General features: G+C 71.5%; 16 protein-coding genes. 4 read left to right on the top strand and 12 right to left on the bottom strand.

Features of this window, described 5'->3' with window-relative positions; translation table 11 throughout:
* Window positions 1-142 precede the first annotated feature (142 nt).
* The 5 genes from OG589_RS43165 to OG589_RS43145 all read right to left on the bottom strand — a co-directional run bounded on the left by OG589_RS43165 (window position 143) and on the right by OG589_RS43145 (window position 3355).
* A complete protein-coding gene (locus OG589_RS43165; RefSeq protein ID WP_405144713.1) occupies window positions 143-304 on the bottom strand; it encodes a hypothetical protein in 162 nt (53 codons plus the stop codon).
* Between the two features lie 5 nt (window positions 305-309).
* The gene (locus OG589_RS43160; RefSeq protein WP_405144712.1) at window positions 310-489 is read right to left on the bottom strand and encodes a hypothetical protein; all 180 of its coding nucleotides are present in this window, start codon (window positions 487-489) and stop codon (window positions 310-312) included.
* A gap of 94 nt (window positions 490-583) precedes the next feature.
* Window positions 584-1630, bottom strand: coding sequence for an ABC transporter substrate-binding protein (locus tag OG589_RS43155; protein ID WP_405144711.1), 1047 nt, complete (start codon window positions 1628-1630; stop codon window positions 584-586).
* A gap of 17 nt (window positions 1631-1647) precedes the next feature.
* Complete coding sequence (locus tag OG589_RS43150; protein ID WP_405144709.1) at window positions 1648-2520, bottom strand: ABC transporter permease; 873 nt, start codon at window positions 2518-2520, stop codon at window positions 1648-1650.
* On the bottom strand, window positions 2510-3355 hold the full coding sequence (locus tag OG589_RS43145) for an ABC transporter ATP-binding protein (protein ID WP_405144707.1): 846 nt from the start codon (window positions 3353-3355) through the stop codon (window positions 2510-2512). The genes OG589_RS43150 and OG589_RS43145 overlap by 11 nt, the downstream gene beginning before the upstream one ends.
* A gap of 301 nt (window positions 3356-3656) precedes the next feature.
* On the opposite strand from OG589_RS43145, the gene OG589_RS43140 reads away from it, so the two are divergent.
* Together OG589_RS43140 and OG589_RS43135 are read left to right on the top strand one after the other, a co-directional pair.
* The gene (locus OG589_RS43140) at window positions 3657-5261 is read left to right on the top strand and encodes an ATP-binding protein (protein ID WP_405144705.1); all 1605 of its coding nucleotides are present in this window, start codon (window positions 3657-3659) and stop codon (window positions 5259-5261) included.
* Window positions 5258-5941, top strand: a complete 684-nt coding sequence (locus tag OG589_RS43135; RefSeq protein WP_405144704.1) for a response regulator — start codon at window positions 5258-5260, stop codon at window positions 5939-5941. The genes OG589_RS43140 and OG589_RS43135 overlap by 4 nt, the downstream gene beginning before the upstream one ends.
* On the opposite strand, the gene OG589_RS43130 is transcribed toward OG589_RS43135, so the two are convergent.
* The 6 genes from OG589_RS43130 to purN all read right to left on the bottom strand — a co-directional run bounded on the left by OG589_RS43130 (window position 5938) and on the right by purN (window position 11909).
* Window positions 5938-6789: a bifunctional methylenetetrahydrofolate dehydrogenase/methenyltetrahydrofolate cyclohydrolase gene (locus OG589_RS43130; RefSeq protein WP_405144703.1), complete on the bottom strand. Its 852-nt coding sequence runs from the start codon at window positions 6787-6789 to the stop codon at window positions 5938-5940. The two genes, OG589_RS43135 and OG589_RS43130, sit on opposite strands and share 4 nt — an antisense overlap.
* Window positions 6790-6855: 66 nt before the next feature.
* Window positions 6856-7584 (bottom strand): DUF899 domain-containing protein, encoded by a 729-nt coding sequence (locus tag OG589_RS43125; RefSeq protein WP_405144702.1) that lies wholly within the window; start codon window positions 7582-7584, stop codon window positions 6856-6858.
* A 187-nt stretch (window positions 7585-7771) separates the two neighbouring features.
* A complete protein-coding gene (locus tag OG589_RS43120; protein ID WP_405144700.1) occupies window positions 7772-8971 on the bottom strand; it encodes a CU044_5270 family protein in 1200 nt (399 codons plus the stop codon).
* Window positions 8968-9495 (bottom strand): RNA polymerase sigma factor, encoded by a 528-nt coding sequence (locus OG589_RS43115; protein ID WP_405144699.1) that lies wholly within the window; start codon window positions 9493-9495, stop codon window positions 8968-8970. The genes OG589_RS43120 and OG589_RS43115 overlap by 4 nt, the downstream gene beginning before the upstream one ends.
* A gap of 153 nt (window positions 9496-9648) precedes the next feature.
* Window positions 9649-11199, bottom strand: a complete 1551-nt coding sequence (gene purH, locus OG589_RS43110; protein WP_405144698.1) for a bifunctional phosphoribosylaminoimidazolecarboxamide formyltransferase/IMP cyclohydrolase — start codon at window positions 11197-11199, stop codon at window positions 9649-9651.
* Entirely contained in the window at window positions 11196-11909 is a 714-nt protein-coding gene (gene purN, locus OG589_RS43105; RefSeq protein ID WP_405152237.1) for a phosphoribosylglycinamide formyltransferase, read from the bottom strand. Before purN ends, purH begins: the two co-directional genes overlap by 4 nt.
* Window positions 11910-11991: 82 nt before the next feature.
* Here purN and OG589_RS43100 point away from each other — a divergent pair, with 82 nt between their 5' ends.
* Together OG589_RS43100 and OG589_RS43095 are read left to right on the top strand one after the other, a co-directional pair.
* Window positions 11992-12399, top strand: a complete 408-nt coding sequence (locus tag OG589_RS43100; RefSeq protein WP_405144697.1) for a hypothetical protein — start codon at window positions 11992-11994, stop codon at window positions 12397-12399.
* 149 nt (window positions 12400-12548) lie between these two features.
* Entirely contained in the window at window positions 12549-12845 is a 297-nt protein-coding gene (locus OG589_RS43095) for a UBP-type zinc finger domain-containing protein (protein WP_405144696.1), read from the top strand.
* 33 nt (window positions 12846-12878) lie between these two features.
* Here OG589_RS43095 and OG589_RS43090 read toward each other — a convergent pair whose 3' ends face one another.
* Window positions 12879-14603 (bottom strand): DUF6350 family protein, encoded by a 1725-nt coding sequence (locus OG589_RS43090; RefSeq protein ID WP_405144695.1) that lies wholly within the window; start codon window positions 14601-14603, stop codon window positions 12879-12881.
* Window positions 14604-14741: the final 138 nt, after the last annotated feature.

Genomic DNA, 14741 nt, shown 5'->3' with positions numbered 1-14741 from the left:
GCTCCTTTGTGTGCGGACCGGACGAACCGGTCTGACGTGACGCTAGGTCCGCAGTCAGGAGTTGAACATCCGTAGTGGCATCCGTATATGTACGTAAAAAAGGCGATGAATCAGGACTCGCGCCTCGAAGACGCGGTGGGACTCAGCCGGTCTTGACGGCCCTGACGTACCGGGCGATGTAGGTGAGCAGGTCGACGGTGTCCTTCTCGCCCTCCACGTCCGGCGAGGAGGGCACGTCCTCCTCGCCCATGGTCCCGCCGGGCCGGAAGCCGCGCGTGGTGTCGTCGTTCGCTTCGTGGGACACCGCCGTCACCCGCGGACTCGCGGAAGGTCGCAGACCTCATCGGCCATCGTGCGAGCGTCCTTGGCCTCGTACAGCAGGAAGCCCGCCGGCGGCCGGGTCGTGGCCGAAGCCGCCACGGCCCGGCCGCCGCCGAGTCCCGCCATCGTGGCGGCTCGCGCCGCCACCATCACCATCCGGCGCGTCATCGGCTCCCCCATCAACTGGCTGTTGTCAGGTTGGACGGAGCCTCCGCCGATTTTGTTTAGATATTTCTGGGCATCTTCCTGGCCATCCGGTGGGTCAGCCGGTCTTGGCCGCCTTGACGAACTCCGTGGTGTACGTCTTGGACAGGTCGATGGTGTCCTTCTTGCCCTTCACGTTCGGCGAGAAGGAGCTGAGCACCTCGAGCACGTTCTTGGCGCCCTCCTCGTCCATGACCCCGTCGGGGCGGAAGATGCTCTTGGTGTCGTTGATCGCCTTGGTGTAGAGCGCGGGGTCTCCACCGGCGTACTCCTTGGGCATCTTGGCGGCGATGTCCTCGGCGGAGTGCTCGTTGATGTACTTCAGGGTCTTCACGAAGGCGTTGGCGAGCTTCTGCACGGTCTGCTTGTTGTTCTGGACCCAGGCGCAGTCCATGTACAGCGAGCTGGCGGGGTACAGGCCGCCGAGCGCCGCCCTCGTGCCCTCCTCCGTGCGCATGTCGATGATGACCTTGCCCTTGCCCGACGAGGTGAGCTGGGCGGCGGTGGGGTCGGTGGTCATGCCCGCGTCGATGCCGCCGTTCTCGATGGCGGCGATGAAGGTCGGGCCCGCGCCCGCCTTCACCCGCGTGACGTCCTCGGTCGCGAGCCCGCTCTTCACGGCCAGCGCCTGGGTCAGGAAGTCGGTGGAGGAGCCGGGGCTCGTGATGCCGAGCCGCTTGCCCTTGAAGTCCGCCGGAGTCTTGATCTTGTCCGCCTGGGCGGTGGAGACGACCTCGACCTCTCCTGGCACGTCGGCGAACTGCACGACGCTCTGGATGCACTTGCCCTTGGTCTGCAGGTCGATCGTGTGGTCGTAGAACCCGACGACGCCCTGGACGTCGCCGCTGATCAGGACGTTCTCGGCCTGCGCGCCCGACGGCTCGGTGAGCAGCTGGACGTCGACGCCCTCCTGCTTGAAGTAGCCGAGCTGCTCGGTCAGCTTGGGGGGCAGGTAGATGACCTTGTCGATGCCGCCGATCATGATCTTGACCTGGGGGGCGCCGTCGGCGGTGGTGGCGGTACGGGAGTCGCCGCAGCCGGTGGCGGCGACGGCCACCGCCAGGCCGGCGGCGGCGGTGACGAGGAGACGGGAGGTGGCTTTCATCGGGGGAGTGGCTCCGATCAGATCTGTGCGGTGGCGATGGACGGCGGACGCCAGGCGAGGAGCCGGCGTTCGAGGAGGGTGAGCAGCCACTCGGCGAGCAGTGCCATGACCGTGATGATGATCATTCCGGCGTAGATCCCGGCCGAGTCGAAGGTGCCCTGGGCGTGGTTGATCAGCAGGCCGAGGCCCTTGTCGGCGCCGGTGTACTCGCCGACGATCGCGCCGATCAGCGCGAACCCGAAGGCCACGTGCAGGCTGGCGAGGATCCACGAGGTGGCGCTCGGCAGGACGATCGTGGTGAGGATCTGCCGGGGGCCGGCGCCCAGGATGCGGGCGTTGTCGATGAGGGTCTTGTCCACCTCGCGCGCGCCCTGGAAGGCGTTGAAGAAGACGGCGAAGAAGACGAGGACCACGGCGGTGGCGACCTTGGAGGACATGCCGAGGCCGAACCAGATCACGAAGAGCGACGCGAGCACGATGCGCGGGATCGCGTTCGCGGCCTTGATGAACGGCGCGCAGACCTCGGCGAGGAAGCGGCCCCTGCCGAGCAGGACGCCGAGCACCACCCCGGCGAGCGAGCCGATCACGAACCCGATGACCGCCTCCTCCAGGGTCACCGCCATCTGCTCCCAGATCGACCCGAACGCCGTGCCGGAGGTGAACCAGTCGACGATCCGGCCCCAGATGGCGCTCGGCTTGGAGTAGTAGAACGGATCGAGGAAGGTGCTGGCGGACAGCTCCCAGCTGCCCAGCCACAGCACGATCAGCAGCACCCGCGTGGCGGTGATCTTGGGGGCGCGCACCCAGCCGGGGCGGCGCGGCCCGGCACCCCGCCGCTCCGCGACGGCGGCCGGCGCGGCGGCGACGGGGGTCTGGACGTCAGGCGACACGGCCGGCTCCTCGGGTACGGGTGATCTCGACCTCTTCGCGTAGCGAGTCCCAGACCTCGCGGTAGACGGCGAGGAACGACTCCTCCAGCCGGATCTCCTCGACGCGGCGCGGGCGTTCGAGATTCACGGGGATGACGTTCTTGGTCGTGGCGGGGGCGGCGGTCATGACGACGACCGTGTCCGCCAGGGCGATCGCCTCGGTCAGGTCGTGGGTGACGAAGACCACGGCGGCCCCCGTACCGGACCACAGGTCGAGCAGCAGGTCCTGCATGTGCTCGCGCGTCTGCACGTCGAGGGCGCTGAACGGCTCGTCCATGAGCAGGATCGACGGCTCGTTGATCAGCGTCTGGGCCAGGGCGACCCGCTTGCGCATGCCGCCGGAGAGCTGGTGCGGGTAGTACCGCTCGAAGCCCGCGAGCCCGACCTTCGCGACCCACTCCGTGGCCTGCTCGCGCGCCTCCTTCTTCGCCACGCCCCGGTAGCGGGGACCGGCGGCGACGTTGTCGAGCACGGACCGCCATGGGAGGACCGCGTCCTGCTGGAACATGTAGCCCAGCCCGTCCGGGATGCCGGTCACGGCCCTGCCCTGGACGAGCACCTCGCCCGCGCTGGCGGGCGCGAGGCCCGAGATCATCGAGAGGCTGGTGGACTTCCCGCAGCCGGTGGGCCCGACGACGCTCACGAACTCGCCGCTCCGCACGGTCAGGGTCATGTCCCGGGCGGCGGTGTAGTCGCGGCCGTCGCGGGTCGGGAAGCGCTTGGTGACGCCGCGCAGTTCGATCGCGGGGTTGGACGCCGGGGTGGTGGCCTCCGCTGAGGGGCCCGGGCTGGTCATGGCGTTCGACTCCTTCCGGATTCGCGTAGGTGGTCAGATCGGTGATCGAGCGCCCGAGCGGGAACCGGCTCAGAACTGGACGCGGTGACGGACGCCGCGGTAACGAGCAGGGTCCGTCGCGTGACATACCTCGGAAACATCGGCCTGATAATCAGTAGGGGGTAGGGCGTTCCACGGAACGTAGGGCGGTGTGACCGGCCTCACTAGGCTTGTGCCAGTTGAATGAGCAATGCGCGTAGTTCGCGTTTTGCGCATTTAGCTCAGGCCTCCATACGCCTTGCACGCAGGTATCGTGCTTGCCATGTCCTGGCCCGGTAAGAGGCCCCGTCTGCGCTTCGCGACACAGGCCCTGCTCGTCCAGGTCGCCGTGCTTCTGCTGATCTTGGGGAGCGGCTTCGCGCTGGTGGCCTACCTGCTCCACGCGGAGCTGGAGAAGCAGTACGAGGAGCGAGCGCTCGCCGTCGCGCGCTCGGTCGCGGCGGACGCCCAGATAGTCCAGGAGGTCGCGGCCCACGACCGCTCGGGCGACGTCCAGCGGCGCGCCGAGGCCGCGCGGCGCCGTACGGGCGTACTGTTCGTGGTCGTCGCCGACGATCACGGCATCCGCTACTCCCACCCCGACACCAGCCGCCTCGGTAAGCGGGTCAGCACCGAGCCCGAGGCCCTGAGCGGCCACGAGATCGTCACCTTCGAGCGCGGCACGCTGGGGTTGTCGGCCCGGGGCAAGGTCCCCCTGCTCAACGGCACGGGCCGCGTGATCGGCCAGGTGAGCGTCGGCATCGCGGCGGGCGAGGTGTCCCGGCGCATCGGCGACCTGATGCGCCCCGCCGCCGGGTTCACCGGCCTCGCCCTCGCGCTCGGCGTCGCGGCCGCCGCCGGGCTCGCCCGCCGCCTCAAGCGCCAGACGCTCGGGCTGGAGCCGACCGACCTCGCCGACCTGCTCCGCGAGCGCGAGGCCGTGCTGCACGGCATCGACGAGGGCGTGCTGGCCGCCGACCCCGCGGGACGCATCACCATCTGCAACGACGCGGCGGCCCGGCTCATCGGCGGCCGGCCCGTGCAGGGCTCCCTGGTCGCGGACGCAGGCCTGCCGCCCGGCCTGCGCACCCTGCTGGCCGGGCGCACCAGCGCGCGGGGCGTGCTGGTGGCCACCGAGGAGCGCATGCTCGTCGTCACCGCCGCGCCCGTACGCCGCAGCGACCGCGACCTCGGCCACGTGCTCACCATGCGCGACCGCACCGACCTGGACGCGATGGCCCGCGAGCTGGACGTGGTGCGGGCGCTGTCCGACGCCCTGCGGGCCCAGGCCCACGAGTACACCAACCGCCTGCACACGGTGTCCGGCCTGCTCAGCCTGGGTCACCGCGACGAGGCGATCGCCTACCTGCGGGAGCTGGCCGAGGACCCCCTGGCCACCGAGTACGGCGACGCCGGGCGGCTGCGCGACCCGTACATCCGGGGGCTGCTCGCCGCCAAGACGGCCGTGGCCTCCGAGCGGGGGGTCGACCTGCGCCTGAGCGCCGACTCGTTCGTCCCCGCCCAGCTCAGGGCGCCGCTGGACGTCGTCACGATCCTCGGCAACCTCGTCGACAACGCCACGGCCGCCGCCCAGGCCGGGTCGCGGCGTCCCGCCTGGGTGGAGGTGTCCCTGCTCGCCGAAGCCGACATCCTGCACATGGTCGTGGTCGACAGCGGCGACGGCGTGCCGCCGGAGGCCGTGGACCGGCTGTTCGACCAGGACTTCACCACCGCCGCCGACGACGCCCGGCCGCACGGCGTCGGCCTCGCGCTCGCCCGGCGGCTGACCCGCCGCCACTGCGGCGAGCTGTCCCTCACCCGCGCCTCGGGCGCCGACTGCGGGGCGGTCTTCGTGACCCGGCTCCCCGGCGCCGTCCACCCGCCATGATCCGCGTTCTGGTCGTCGACGACGACTTCCGGGTGGCGGATCTGCACGCGCGCTACGTGGGGCGGGTGCCGGGGTTCGAGGTCGCCGGCGTCGCCCGCACCGCCGCGGAGGCCGTCGAGCTGGCCGAGCGCCTGCGCCCCCACCTGGCGCTCCTGGACCAGTACCTCCCGGACGCCTCTGGCACCTCCATCGCCCCGCGCCTCGGATGCGACGTCATCATGCTGACCGCCGCCGCCGAGCGGGCCGTCGTACGCGAGGCGCTGCGCCGGGGGGTCGTGAACTACCTGGTCAAGCCGTTCTCCGAGGCCGAGCTTGCCGAGCGGCTGCGCGCGTACGCGCGGTTCCACGGGCAGCTCGGCGGCGACCACGCCCTCGACCAGTCGGAGATCGACCGCGCCGTACGGGTGCTGCACGAGGGCGACCGCGTGGAGGCGGCGATCCGCAAGGGACGTTCGAGCCAGACGGCGCGGCTGGTCATCGACGCCGTGCGCGACGCGGGCGAGCCCGTGACCGCCACGGACGTCGCCTCCCAGCTCGGCCTCTCACGCGCCACGGCCCAGCGCTACCTCTCGGACCTCGCGGCCGACGGCCGGATCACCGTCGCCCTGCGCTACGGCACCACCGGCCGCCCCGAGCACCTCTACCGCTGGCCCACCTCGCCCCCCGGGACGAGGAGCTAGCGGGCGCGGCGTTCGGCGGCCTCGACGACGTTGGTGAGGAGCATCGCGCGGGTCATCGGGCCGACGCCGCCGGGGTTCGGGGCGACGAAGCCGGCGACCTCGCGCACGCCCGGGGCGACGTCGCCCGCGAGCTTGCCGTCGACGCGGGAGACGCCGACATCGAGGACGGCGGCGCCGGGCTTCACCATCTCGGGGGTGATCAGCCCGGGGACGCCAGCGGCGGCCACGACGATGTCGGCCTCGCGCACCCGGGAGGGAAGGTCGTGGGTGCCGGTGTGGCACAGGGTCACGGTGGCGTTCTCGGTGCGGCGGGTGAGCAGCAGGCCGAGCGGGCGGCCCACAGTGATGCCACGGCCGATGACGGTGACGTCGGCGCCCTTGATCTGCACCCCGTACTCCTGGAGCAGCACCACGATGCCGCGCGGCGTGCACGGCAGCGGGGCGTCGACCATGTGGACGAGGCGGCCGAGGTTGATCGGATGCAGGCCGTCGGCGTCCTTGGCCGGGTCCATGCGCTCGATCAGCGACTGGGTGTCGAGGTGGCGGGGCAGCGGGAGCTGCACGATGTAGCCGGTGCAGGCGGGATCGGCGTTGAGCTCGTCGATCGCCGCCTCGACCTCGGCCTGGGTGGCCGTCTCGGGAAGATCCTTGCGGATCGAGGCGATGCCGACCTCCGCGCAGTCGCGGTGCTTGCCCGCGACGTAGATCTGGCTGCCCGGGTCGTCGCCGACCAGGATCGTGCCGAGACCCGGAGTGATGCCCTGGGCGGCGAGCCGGCTCACCCGCTCGGCCAGATCGCCCTTGATCTTCGCCGCGGTGGCCTTGCCGTCGAGAATCTGCGCGCTCACAACTCGCCATCCTCCCATGCCGCCCCCTCAGATCGCGCTCTGAGGGGGCAGGGCACGGGCCCGGGCTCAGTGATGGTGGCAGGCGGCGGCCGGCTCGTCGTACTGGTCGTGGTGGGGGAACTCGTTGACGTACTTCTGCCGGCCGAGCGGCGTCAGGTCGAGGTAGTTGTAGGTGTTGAGCAGGACCTCGGGCCCGCGCCCGTACGTCGAGTAGGTGTGGAAGACGCGGTCGCCGTCCCTGAGGAAGACGCTCAGGGCGTGCCCGTCCCCCTGCGTGAAGAACTGCATGCCCTTGCTCTCAAGGGCGGCCTTGTCCATGTAGTTGTACTCCACCGGAGCCACGGACTCGTCGTTGCTCGCGTGGAAGTCGTAGTTGAAGTCGCTGCCCTCGGAGGAGTACCACGGCACGGTCCAGCCCATGCGCTTCCTGAACCGCTCGATGCTCGCCAGCGGCGCCCGGGAGACCAGCGCCAGCGAGGTGTCGCAGCTGTGCAGGTGCCGCAGGTCGCCGGCGTTGTCGACGAGGAACGAGCAGCTCGTGCACCCCTGGTCGGTGTCGTGCATCCACATGAAGTGGTAGACCATGAGCTGGCGGCGTCCGTCGAACAGGTCGAGCAGGCTCGCTTCGCCGTCCGGCCCCGTGAGCACGTACTCCTTGTCGATCTCGACCATGGGCAGCGCGCGGCGCTCGGCGTTGAGGGCGTCGCGGGCGCGGGTCGCCTCCTTCTCCTTCACGAGCAGCGCTTCGCGGGCCTTCCGCCATTCGTCGCGTGACGTGATCGTCGGCAGTTCCACGGGTTCTCCTTCGGACGTGAGTCGAACGGCACCATCTGCACGGGTAGACCCGGCGGCGAGCGGAAAGTCGTCGCCGCCACGGTCTTAAGGTAGACCGGCCGTCACACGCCGTAGGGGTACCCCTGAAACGGACGCCCCCGGGCCATGTCCGCGGACAGGCACGGGGGCGGCACCGCGAACTACGGCTTCACTGGGGCCCTTGTCCGCTCCGGCTTCTCGGGACCCTCGGCGACTGCGGCTTCTCCGGGGCCTTGTCGGTCCAGGAGGCCTCCGTCGTGGCCTCCCACCAGATCGGCGTGCCCGGCTCGGCCCAGGCGTACCCGCCGGTCGGCCGCACCGCCACGATCTGGTCGGTCAGCAGGATGCCGGTCTCCGGGTCGATGACGAGCTGCCGCTCGAACCCGCCGCCCGACCAGTTCTCGGGGCGCGCGATGCCCTGCCCGGTGCGGCCGAGCGTGTCGGTCACCTCGCCCAGCGACCGCACGCCGTCCAGCCCGGCGAGCACCTTGTACGCGGCGGCACGGACGGCGGGCTTCACCGGCATGTCACGCAGCAGCCCCGAGGTCACCTGGTAGAGCCAGGAGTCCGCGTCCTGCGGGTCGTCCGACTCGGTGCCGTGGCCCGCGTAGCCCTGGAGCAGCCGCTGCTTCAGGGCCGCCGCCGTGGTGGGCAGCGCCTGAAGGTCGGCCACCGACACGTTCTTGCCCGCCAGTTCGAAGACCTTGTCCCCGATGTTGATCGGGTTGCCGAACGGCCTGCCGGGCGTGGAGTCCAGCTCCATCCGCCCGAGGGCGTTCTTGTCGTCCGCCTTCGGCTTGGGGACCTCCACCGACCACTTCGTCGGCGAGCCGTCGCGCGCCCAGGCGTCCTCCGCCCCCTTGGCGGGCCTGGTGCCGAGGTTGCGGTCCACGAACCAGCTCTCCCCCTCAGGCGACCTGGCGATCCACAGGCGGTGAGAGGTCGTGGAGTGCACCAGGTAGCGAGCTCGGGTGCCCGCTTCGTTGGCGACCCCGATCACGCTGTCGACGTACCAGTACGCTCCGGTCGTCGCGGGCGCCCTGAGCGACGAGTCTGCCGCGGCGAGCAGGATCTGCTTGGCGGAGAGCCGGACGACCGGAGCCGCGCTCGTGGCGGCCGGGGCGGCCTCCGCGCGGGAGGGGGCGCGCGGCGTCGTGCCACCGGTTCCGGAGACCGCGACGGCCACGGCCGTGACGGTGGCCGCGCCGGCCAGGGCCAGGCCTCCCCGCACCGGCTTGGCGATCGTACGGGCGCGCACGGTCCTGGCCTGTGCCATGGCGTACGAGAGCTCGGCGGCCCTGGTGCCCTCGTCCACGGGGGTGTCGAGATGCGCGGGGCGCGCGGCCCGCAGCTGGTCCATCGGGTTCATGACCACTCCTCACTGAGGTTCCGCACCCGGGACCGGGACACCGTGACCGGCGACGCCTCCATGGCGCGCACCAGCCGCCTGCGCGCACGGTGCAGCCGCACGCGGAAGGCCGCGGGAGAGCAGCCGACGACGCGGGCGGCGTCGCGCGGGCTGAGGCCCTGCCAGGCGACCAGGATCAGGACCTCGCGGTCGTCCTCGGGCAGCGAGGCGAGCGCCGTGACGACGGCCATGCGCTCGGCCACCTGCTCGGCGTGGTCGCCCTCGGTCCAGGCCCGCAGCTCGCTCGCGAGCGACTCGCGTTTGATCTCCGCGCGGATGTTGTCCCGCAGCACGTTGCGGGCCACGCCGAGCAGCCACGGCAGCGCCGGGTCCGGCACGTCGTCGAACCTGCGCCAGGCGATCGCGAACGTCTCGCTCACCACCTCGTCGGCGACCTGCCGGCCCGCTCGGCTGACCACATAAGCCCACACGCGCTGCCGGCATTCGTCGTACATGCTGGTGAACCGCCGAGACTCGTCCGTCACCGCCCGCCCCCTTTGTCCCAGGTGTTTGTCTTCTGACACTGGGAAGTGGACGCAGAGCCCCCCTTGTTACCGAGCTGTCCAAGATTGTTCCAAGGGGCGGGAGATCCGCGCCCCCTGGAGCGGCCGGTCACGCGCCTTTCGTCAGTGGAATCATCAGTGGAAGAAGTGGCGGGTGCCGGTGAAGTAGAGGGTGATGCCGGCCTTGGAGGCGGCCTCGATGACCTCCTCGTCGCGGATCGACCCACCGGGCTCGACGACCGCCTTCACCCCGGCGTCGATGAGCACCTGGAGCCCGTCGGCGAAGGGGAAGAACGCGTCGGAGGCCGCCACGGCCCCCCGCGCGCGGTCGCCGGCGCGCGACACGGCCAGGTGGGCCGAGTCGACGCGGTTGACCTGGCCCATGCCCACGCCCACCGTGGCGCCGTCGTGCGCGAGAAGGATCGCGTTGGACTTCACCGAGCGGCAGGACTTCCACGCGAACGCCAGGTCCGCGAGGGTCTCGGGCGAGGCCGCGTCGCCCGCCCTGAGCTCCCAGGTGGACGGGTCGTCGCCGGGGGCGTCCACCCTGTCGACGGTCTGCACGAGCAGCCCGCCGTCGATGCGGCGGAACTCGGCGGGGTTGGACGGGCCGGCGGGGCAGCGCAGCAGCCGGATGTTCTTCTTCTTGGTCAGCACGGCCAGCGCCTCGGGGGCGAACGAGGGCGCCACGACCACCTCGGTGAAGATCGGGGCGATCTGCTCGGCCAGCTCCCCGGTCACCTCGCCGTTGACCGCGATCACGCCGCCGTACGCCGAAACCGGGTCGCACTCGTGCGCCTTGCGGTGGGCCTCGGCCACGTCGGCGCCGACCGCGAGCCCGCACGGGTTGGCGTGCTTGATGATCGCGACGGCGGGCTCGGAGAAGTCCCACGCGGCCCGCCAGGCGGCGTCCGCGTCGACGTAGTTGTTGTAGGACATCTCCTTGCCGTGCAGCTGCTCGGCGTTCGCGAGGCCGTCCTGGCCGCCGGAGTACAGCGCGGCGCCCTGGTGGGGGTTCTCGCCGTACCTGAGCACGGCCCTGCGCTTCCAGGCCGCGCCCATGAAGGACGGCCAGGCGGCCTCCTCCTCGTCCGTCGCGTAGACGCCGGCGAACCACGAGGCCACGGCCGTGTCGTACGACGCGGTGGTCGCGTAGGCCTGGGCGGCGAGGCGGCGGCGCTGGGGCTCGGTGAAGCCGCCCTCCTCGATCGCCCTCAGCACGTCGCCGTACCCGCGCGGGTCCACGACCACGGCGACCGTGCCGTGGTTCTTGGCCGCCGCCCTGATCATGGCGGGCCCGCCGATGTCGATCTGCTCCACGCACTCGGGCGCGGACGCCCCGGAGGCCACCGTCTCCTGGAAGGGATACAGGTTGACCACGACCAGCTCGAACGGCTCGATCTCCAGCTCTTCGAGCTGCTTGACGTGGGAGGGGTTCGAGCCGTCGGCCAGCAGGCCCGCGTGCACCCTCGGGTGCAGGGTCTTGACCCGGCCGCCGAGGCACTCGGGAAAGCCGGTCAGCGACTCGACCGGGGTGACCGGCACGCCGAACGAGGCGATCTTCGACGCCGTGCCCCCCGTGGACACGATCTCGACGCCCGCGGCGTCCAGGGCCCGGGCGAGCTCCTCCAGCCCGGACTTGTCATAAACCGTGATCAGCGCGCGCCGGATGGCGATGCGGGTCACTTCGTGCTCCTCCCTGTTTCCGGGACGTCCAGGACTCCTGGACCGGCCGGAGATTGCGACTGGCTCAGAGAAACCGGCTCGGCCGGAGCTCCCGGCACCGGGCCGGGATCCGGGCCCAGGCGGACGTGACGTCCCGTCACGGTCCAGCCTTCCCGGGCCATGCGGCCCACCACCTCGACGAGCAGGCGTCGTTCGACGGTCTTGATGCGCTCGTGGAGCGCGTCCTCGTCGTCGCCGTCACGCACGGCCACCGCCTCCTGGGCGATGACCGGGCCGGTGTCCACGCCCGCGTCGACGAGGTGGACCGTGCACCCGGTCACGCGCACCCCGTACGCGAGGGCCTCGGCGACCGCGTGCGCGCCCGGGAACGACGGCAGCAGGGCAGGATGGGTGTTGACGACCGGGAAGGCGTTGAGCACCTCGGGGCCGAGGATCTTCATGAATCCCGCCGAGACGACGAGGTCGGGATCGTGGGAGGCGATCTCCGTACGGAGGGCCTGGTCCCAGGCCGCTCGCGACGGGTGGTCGGCCAGCTTGACGACGAAGGCCGGGAGGCCCGCGCGGCGCGCGCGGGCGAGACCCTCGATGCCGTCGCGGTCGGCGCCGACGGCCACGACGCGGGCGCCGTATGCGTCAGCAGCGGCGGCATCCATCAGGGCCTGTAGGTTGGTCCCCGAACCGGAGACGAGGACAACGAGCCGAGCCGACAGGGCTGCACTCCTTCGGGGCGACGTTGACGGGTACGGCTGTCAGCGTATCGGCCCGCCCGCTCCATGACGCAGAGGAGGTCAGGTGCTACCACCCGCGGAGGCTTCGGGGGTCGAGGTCGGGCGCCGGGCGCTGCTGATTTCCATAGGCGCGCTGGCGTTGACACTGCTGGTCCCCGTGATGGGCCTGGCTCTGGGCGTGTTCTCGATCATCGTGTGCTTCCGGGCGTGGCGGACGCAGTCCGCGAAGCGCCTGCCCGTGGTCATGCCCATAGTCGGGTCACTGATCTCGATCGTCTCGATCGTCATGGCGGCGTCGGTGACGTGGTTCCAGATGTACTTCAGCGCCGAGCTCACCGCCTACACCGAGTGCATGAAGGGCGCGGGCACGGCGACCTCCCAGCAGGCGTGCGTGAACGGGCTCGAACAGGCGATGGAGCGCAGGCTCCCGTTCATCCCAAAGGGCAGTCTGCGGCTTCCCTTCGCTCCATAAATCGTCGGATCGGGCGGCTGTCGTGACGGCCGCTTCGGCCTTTAGATGGAGATATTCCGATAATGAGCCTCGGCGTCCCGCCGGGGAGGGAGACCGCTCCAGGTCGGCCACGCGACCCGTGCGATGCCCGTGAAGCTCAAGGAGAACCCGTGAACGTCTGCACGCACCTCGGCCTCATCCGCGACGTCGAGCCGCACACCCCCCTCGGCTGCGAGGAGTGCCTTGCGACGGGGTCGCGGTGGGTCCACCTGCGCACCTGCCTGACCTGCGGGCACGTCGGCTGCTGCGACTCCTCGCCCAACCGGCACGCGTCCCGGCACTACGCCACCATCGGGCATCCGATCGCCGAGTCGTTCGAGCCCGGCGAGGACTGGGCGTGGTGCTACCCGGACGAGATCCTTTTCGAGCCGTCTCCCAGCGGCGAGGGATCACGCTCCCACGTTTAGCACGCCCCGGGACGGCGGACACCGCGGCCACCGTCAGGGATCACGGTCCCACGCGTACGGATCGACGTAGATGATGTGACCGCCGCGGTCGTCGGACTCGTCCACGATGTCGCGGCGCGGCGGGCGGGGCTCCTCGCGCTTCCCGTCGGCCCGGCCCTTCGCGGCGGCGGGCCTCGTTCCCGCCGGCCCCTTCTTGGCCGGGCCCTTCCCCGTGGCGGGGCCCTTGCCCGCGGGGGTCTTCCCGGGGACGGGCTCGAAGGTCTCGGCGGCGGCGGAGGCGTGCTCGTCGGCCCAGTCGGCGCGGATCACCGGGATGGGCTGGGTGTCGGCCTCGGTGGCGTCCATCCAGTGGCCGGGAAGCCGTCCGGTGGCGGGCGGCGTGGACAGCTTGACCTTGCTCGCCACCTTGACGATGGCGTCCCCGGCCTTGCGAACCGGGGCCGGGGCGGGCACGTGGGCGCCGTGGAACACCAGCCACCAGTTGGCCAGCCCGGCGGAGATGCCGGCGGCGACACCGACCTCCAGGGCGACCGACAGCGCGACCTCCCAGGCGGAGGGCCCCACGGCCGACAGGCGCGCCCCGCCGAGCGGGCCGCCCGCGAGCGCCGCGAGCATCCCGGCCGACAGGCCGGTGGCGAGCCCGCAGACGAACCCCCAGAGCGGCGCGGACTCGAAGTGCGGGGTCGGCGCGATGCGCGCGACGACCACCCCCGCGACCGCCCCTGCCAGGAAGGGGATCGCGAGCACCCCCATGATCCATGGAGAGGTGACCCCCGAGTCGGGCAGCCCGCCGAGGATCGGCAGGGACGGCACGGTGCCGAGCTGGACGCCGGTGGGCGCGACGAGGGTGCCGGTGCCGAGGGCGAACCCCGGCCCGCTGATGTACGCCACACCCCAGATCACGAAGTTGATGAGGTAGAGCGCCTCCACGAGCAGCAGGAGCAGCCCGCCGATGAACCCCGGCGCCAGCAGCTCCGACAGCCGCTGGATCTGCCCGAAGTTCATGACGACGGCCACGAGCACGAGCACGAGCCCGGCGGCGAGCATCGTTGAGAGGGCGACGGCCGTGCCGACGACCACCGACCTCGCGCGCTCGGGAAGCAGCCGGAGCATCGAGCGCCAGGGGCCGATGGTGCGCGCGGTCGCCAGCGACCCGGCGACGAACGCCAGCACGAGGTGGCTCAGCAGGGCCTCCCCCACGAACGGCTGCGTCACGTTGTTCTGGGCGACCAGCGCGATCACCCCGGCGAGCAGGGCGTACGGCGCGGCCAGCGAGATGCCCGCCTGCGCGATCAGCACGAGCTGGGCGCGGCGCCGGGCGTTGGCCAGGTCCTTGGTGCTTCCCTTCGGCAGCCGGGCGGGCAGCCGGAGCCGCAGGTCGGCGTCCCGCGCCATCCAGATCGCCGCGCGGTACAGCAGGGCGGCGGGCAGCACCATCAGGCCGAGGGGCAGCAGGCCGACCCGCCCGCCGGGGATGGCGAACCCGGCATGGTGCGCGGCCAGCCACACCTGGCAGGCCGCCCTGAACACCCCGGGAAGCCCCTGACCGAAGGCCCCTCGGGGCGCGGCGATCCACCCGATGAGGGTGAGCGTGGTCAGGACGGCGAGGCCGACGCCCAGCGTGCAGGCGGCGGCGAGCATGCCGGAGACGGGCAGCGGACGGCGGGCCTCGTCGTCGTCACTCCCGCTCCCGGCGAGCGGGATGCGGCTGAGCACGGTGCGGGGGGCCGCCCGGAGCTGGTCGAGAAGGGCCGTCACAGTAGTCGATGTTCTCAGCATGTACGCCCCTGGCGTGCCTACCACGCCCGCGTGTCGCCCCCTTTGTCCCCAGACCGATCAAGCGTCCGTTCTCCGGATCGTGAGCGGACGCGAAGAACGCCCGGTCACCGACCGGGC

This window comes from Sphaerisporangium sp. NBC_01403, assembly GCF_045040145.1.
Taxonomy (GTDB): domain Bacteria; phylum Actinomycetota; class Actinomycetes; order Streptosporangiales; family Streptosporangiaceae; genus Sphaerisporangium; species Sphaerisporangium viridialbum.
This window is presented reverse-complemented; position numbering and strand designations above follow the sequence as displayed.

What these genes read in the sequence shown, in the direction of transcription:
- OG589_RS43140 (WP_405144705.1), top strand. Translation starts at nt 3,657, where the DNA reads ATGTCCTGGCCCGGTAAGAGGCCCCGTCTGCGCTTCGCGACACAGGCC.
- OG589_RS43145 (WP_405144707.1), bottom strand. Translation starts at nt 3,355, where the DNA reads ATGACCAGCCCGGGCCCCTCAGCGGAGGCCACCACCCCGGCGTCCAAC.
- OG589_RS43135 (WP_405144704.1), top strand. Translation starts at nt 5,258, where the DNA reads ATGATCCGCGTTCTGGTCGTCGACGACGACTTCCGGGTGGCGGATCTG.
- OG589_RS43155 (WP_405144711.1), bottom strand. Translation starts at nt 1,630, where the DNA reads ATGAAAGCCACCTCCCGTCTCCTCGTCACCGCCGCCGCCGGCCTGGCG.
- OG589_RS43160 (WP_405144712.1), bottom strand. Translation starts at nt 489, where the DNA reads ATGACGCGCCGGATGGTGATGGTGGCGGCGCGAGCCGCCACGATGGCG.
- OG589_RS43120 (WP_405144700.1), bottom strand. Translation starts at nt 8,971, where the DNA reads ATGAACCCGATGGACCAGCTGCGGGCCGCGCGCCCCGCGCATCTCGAC.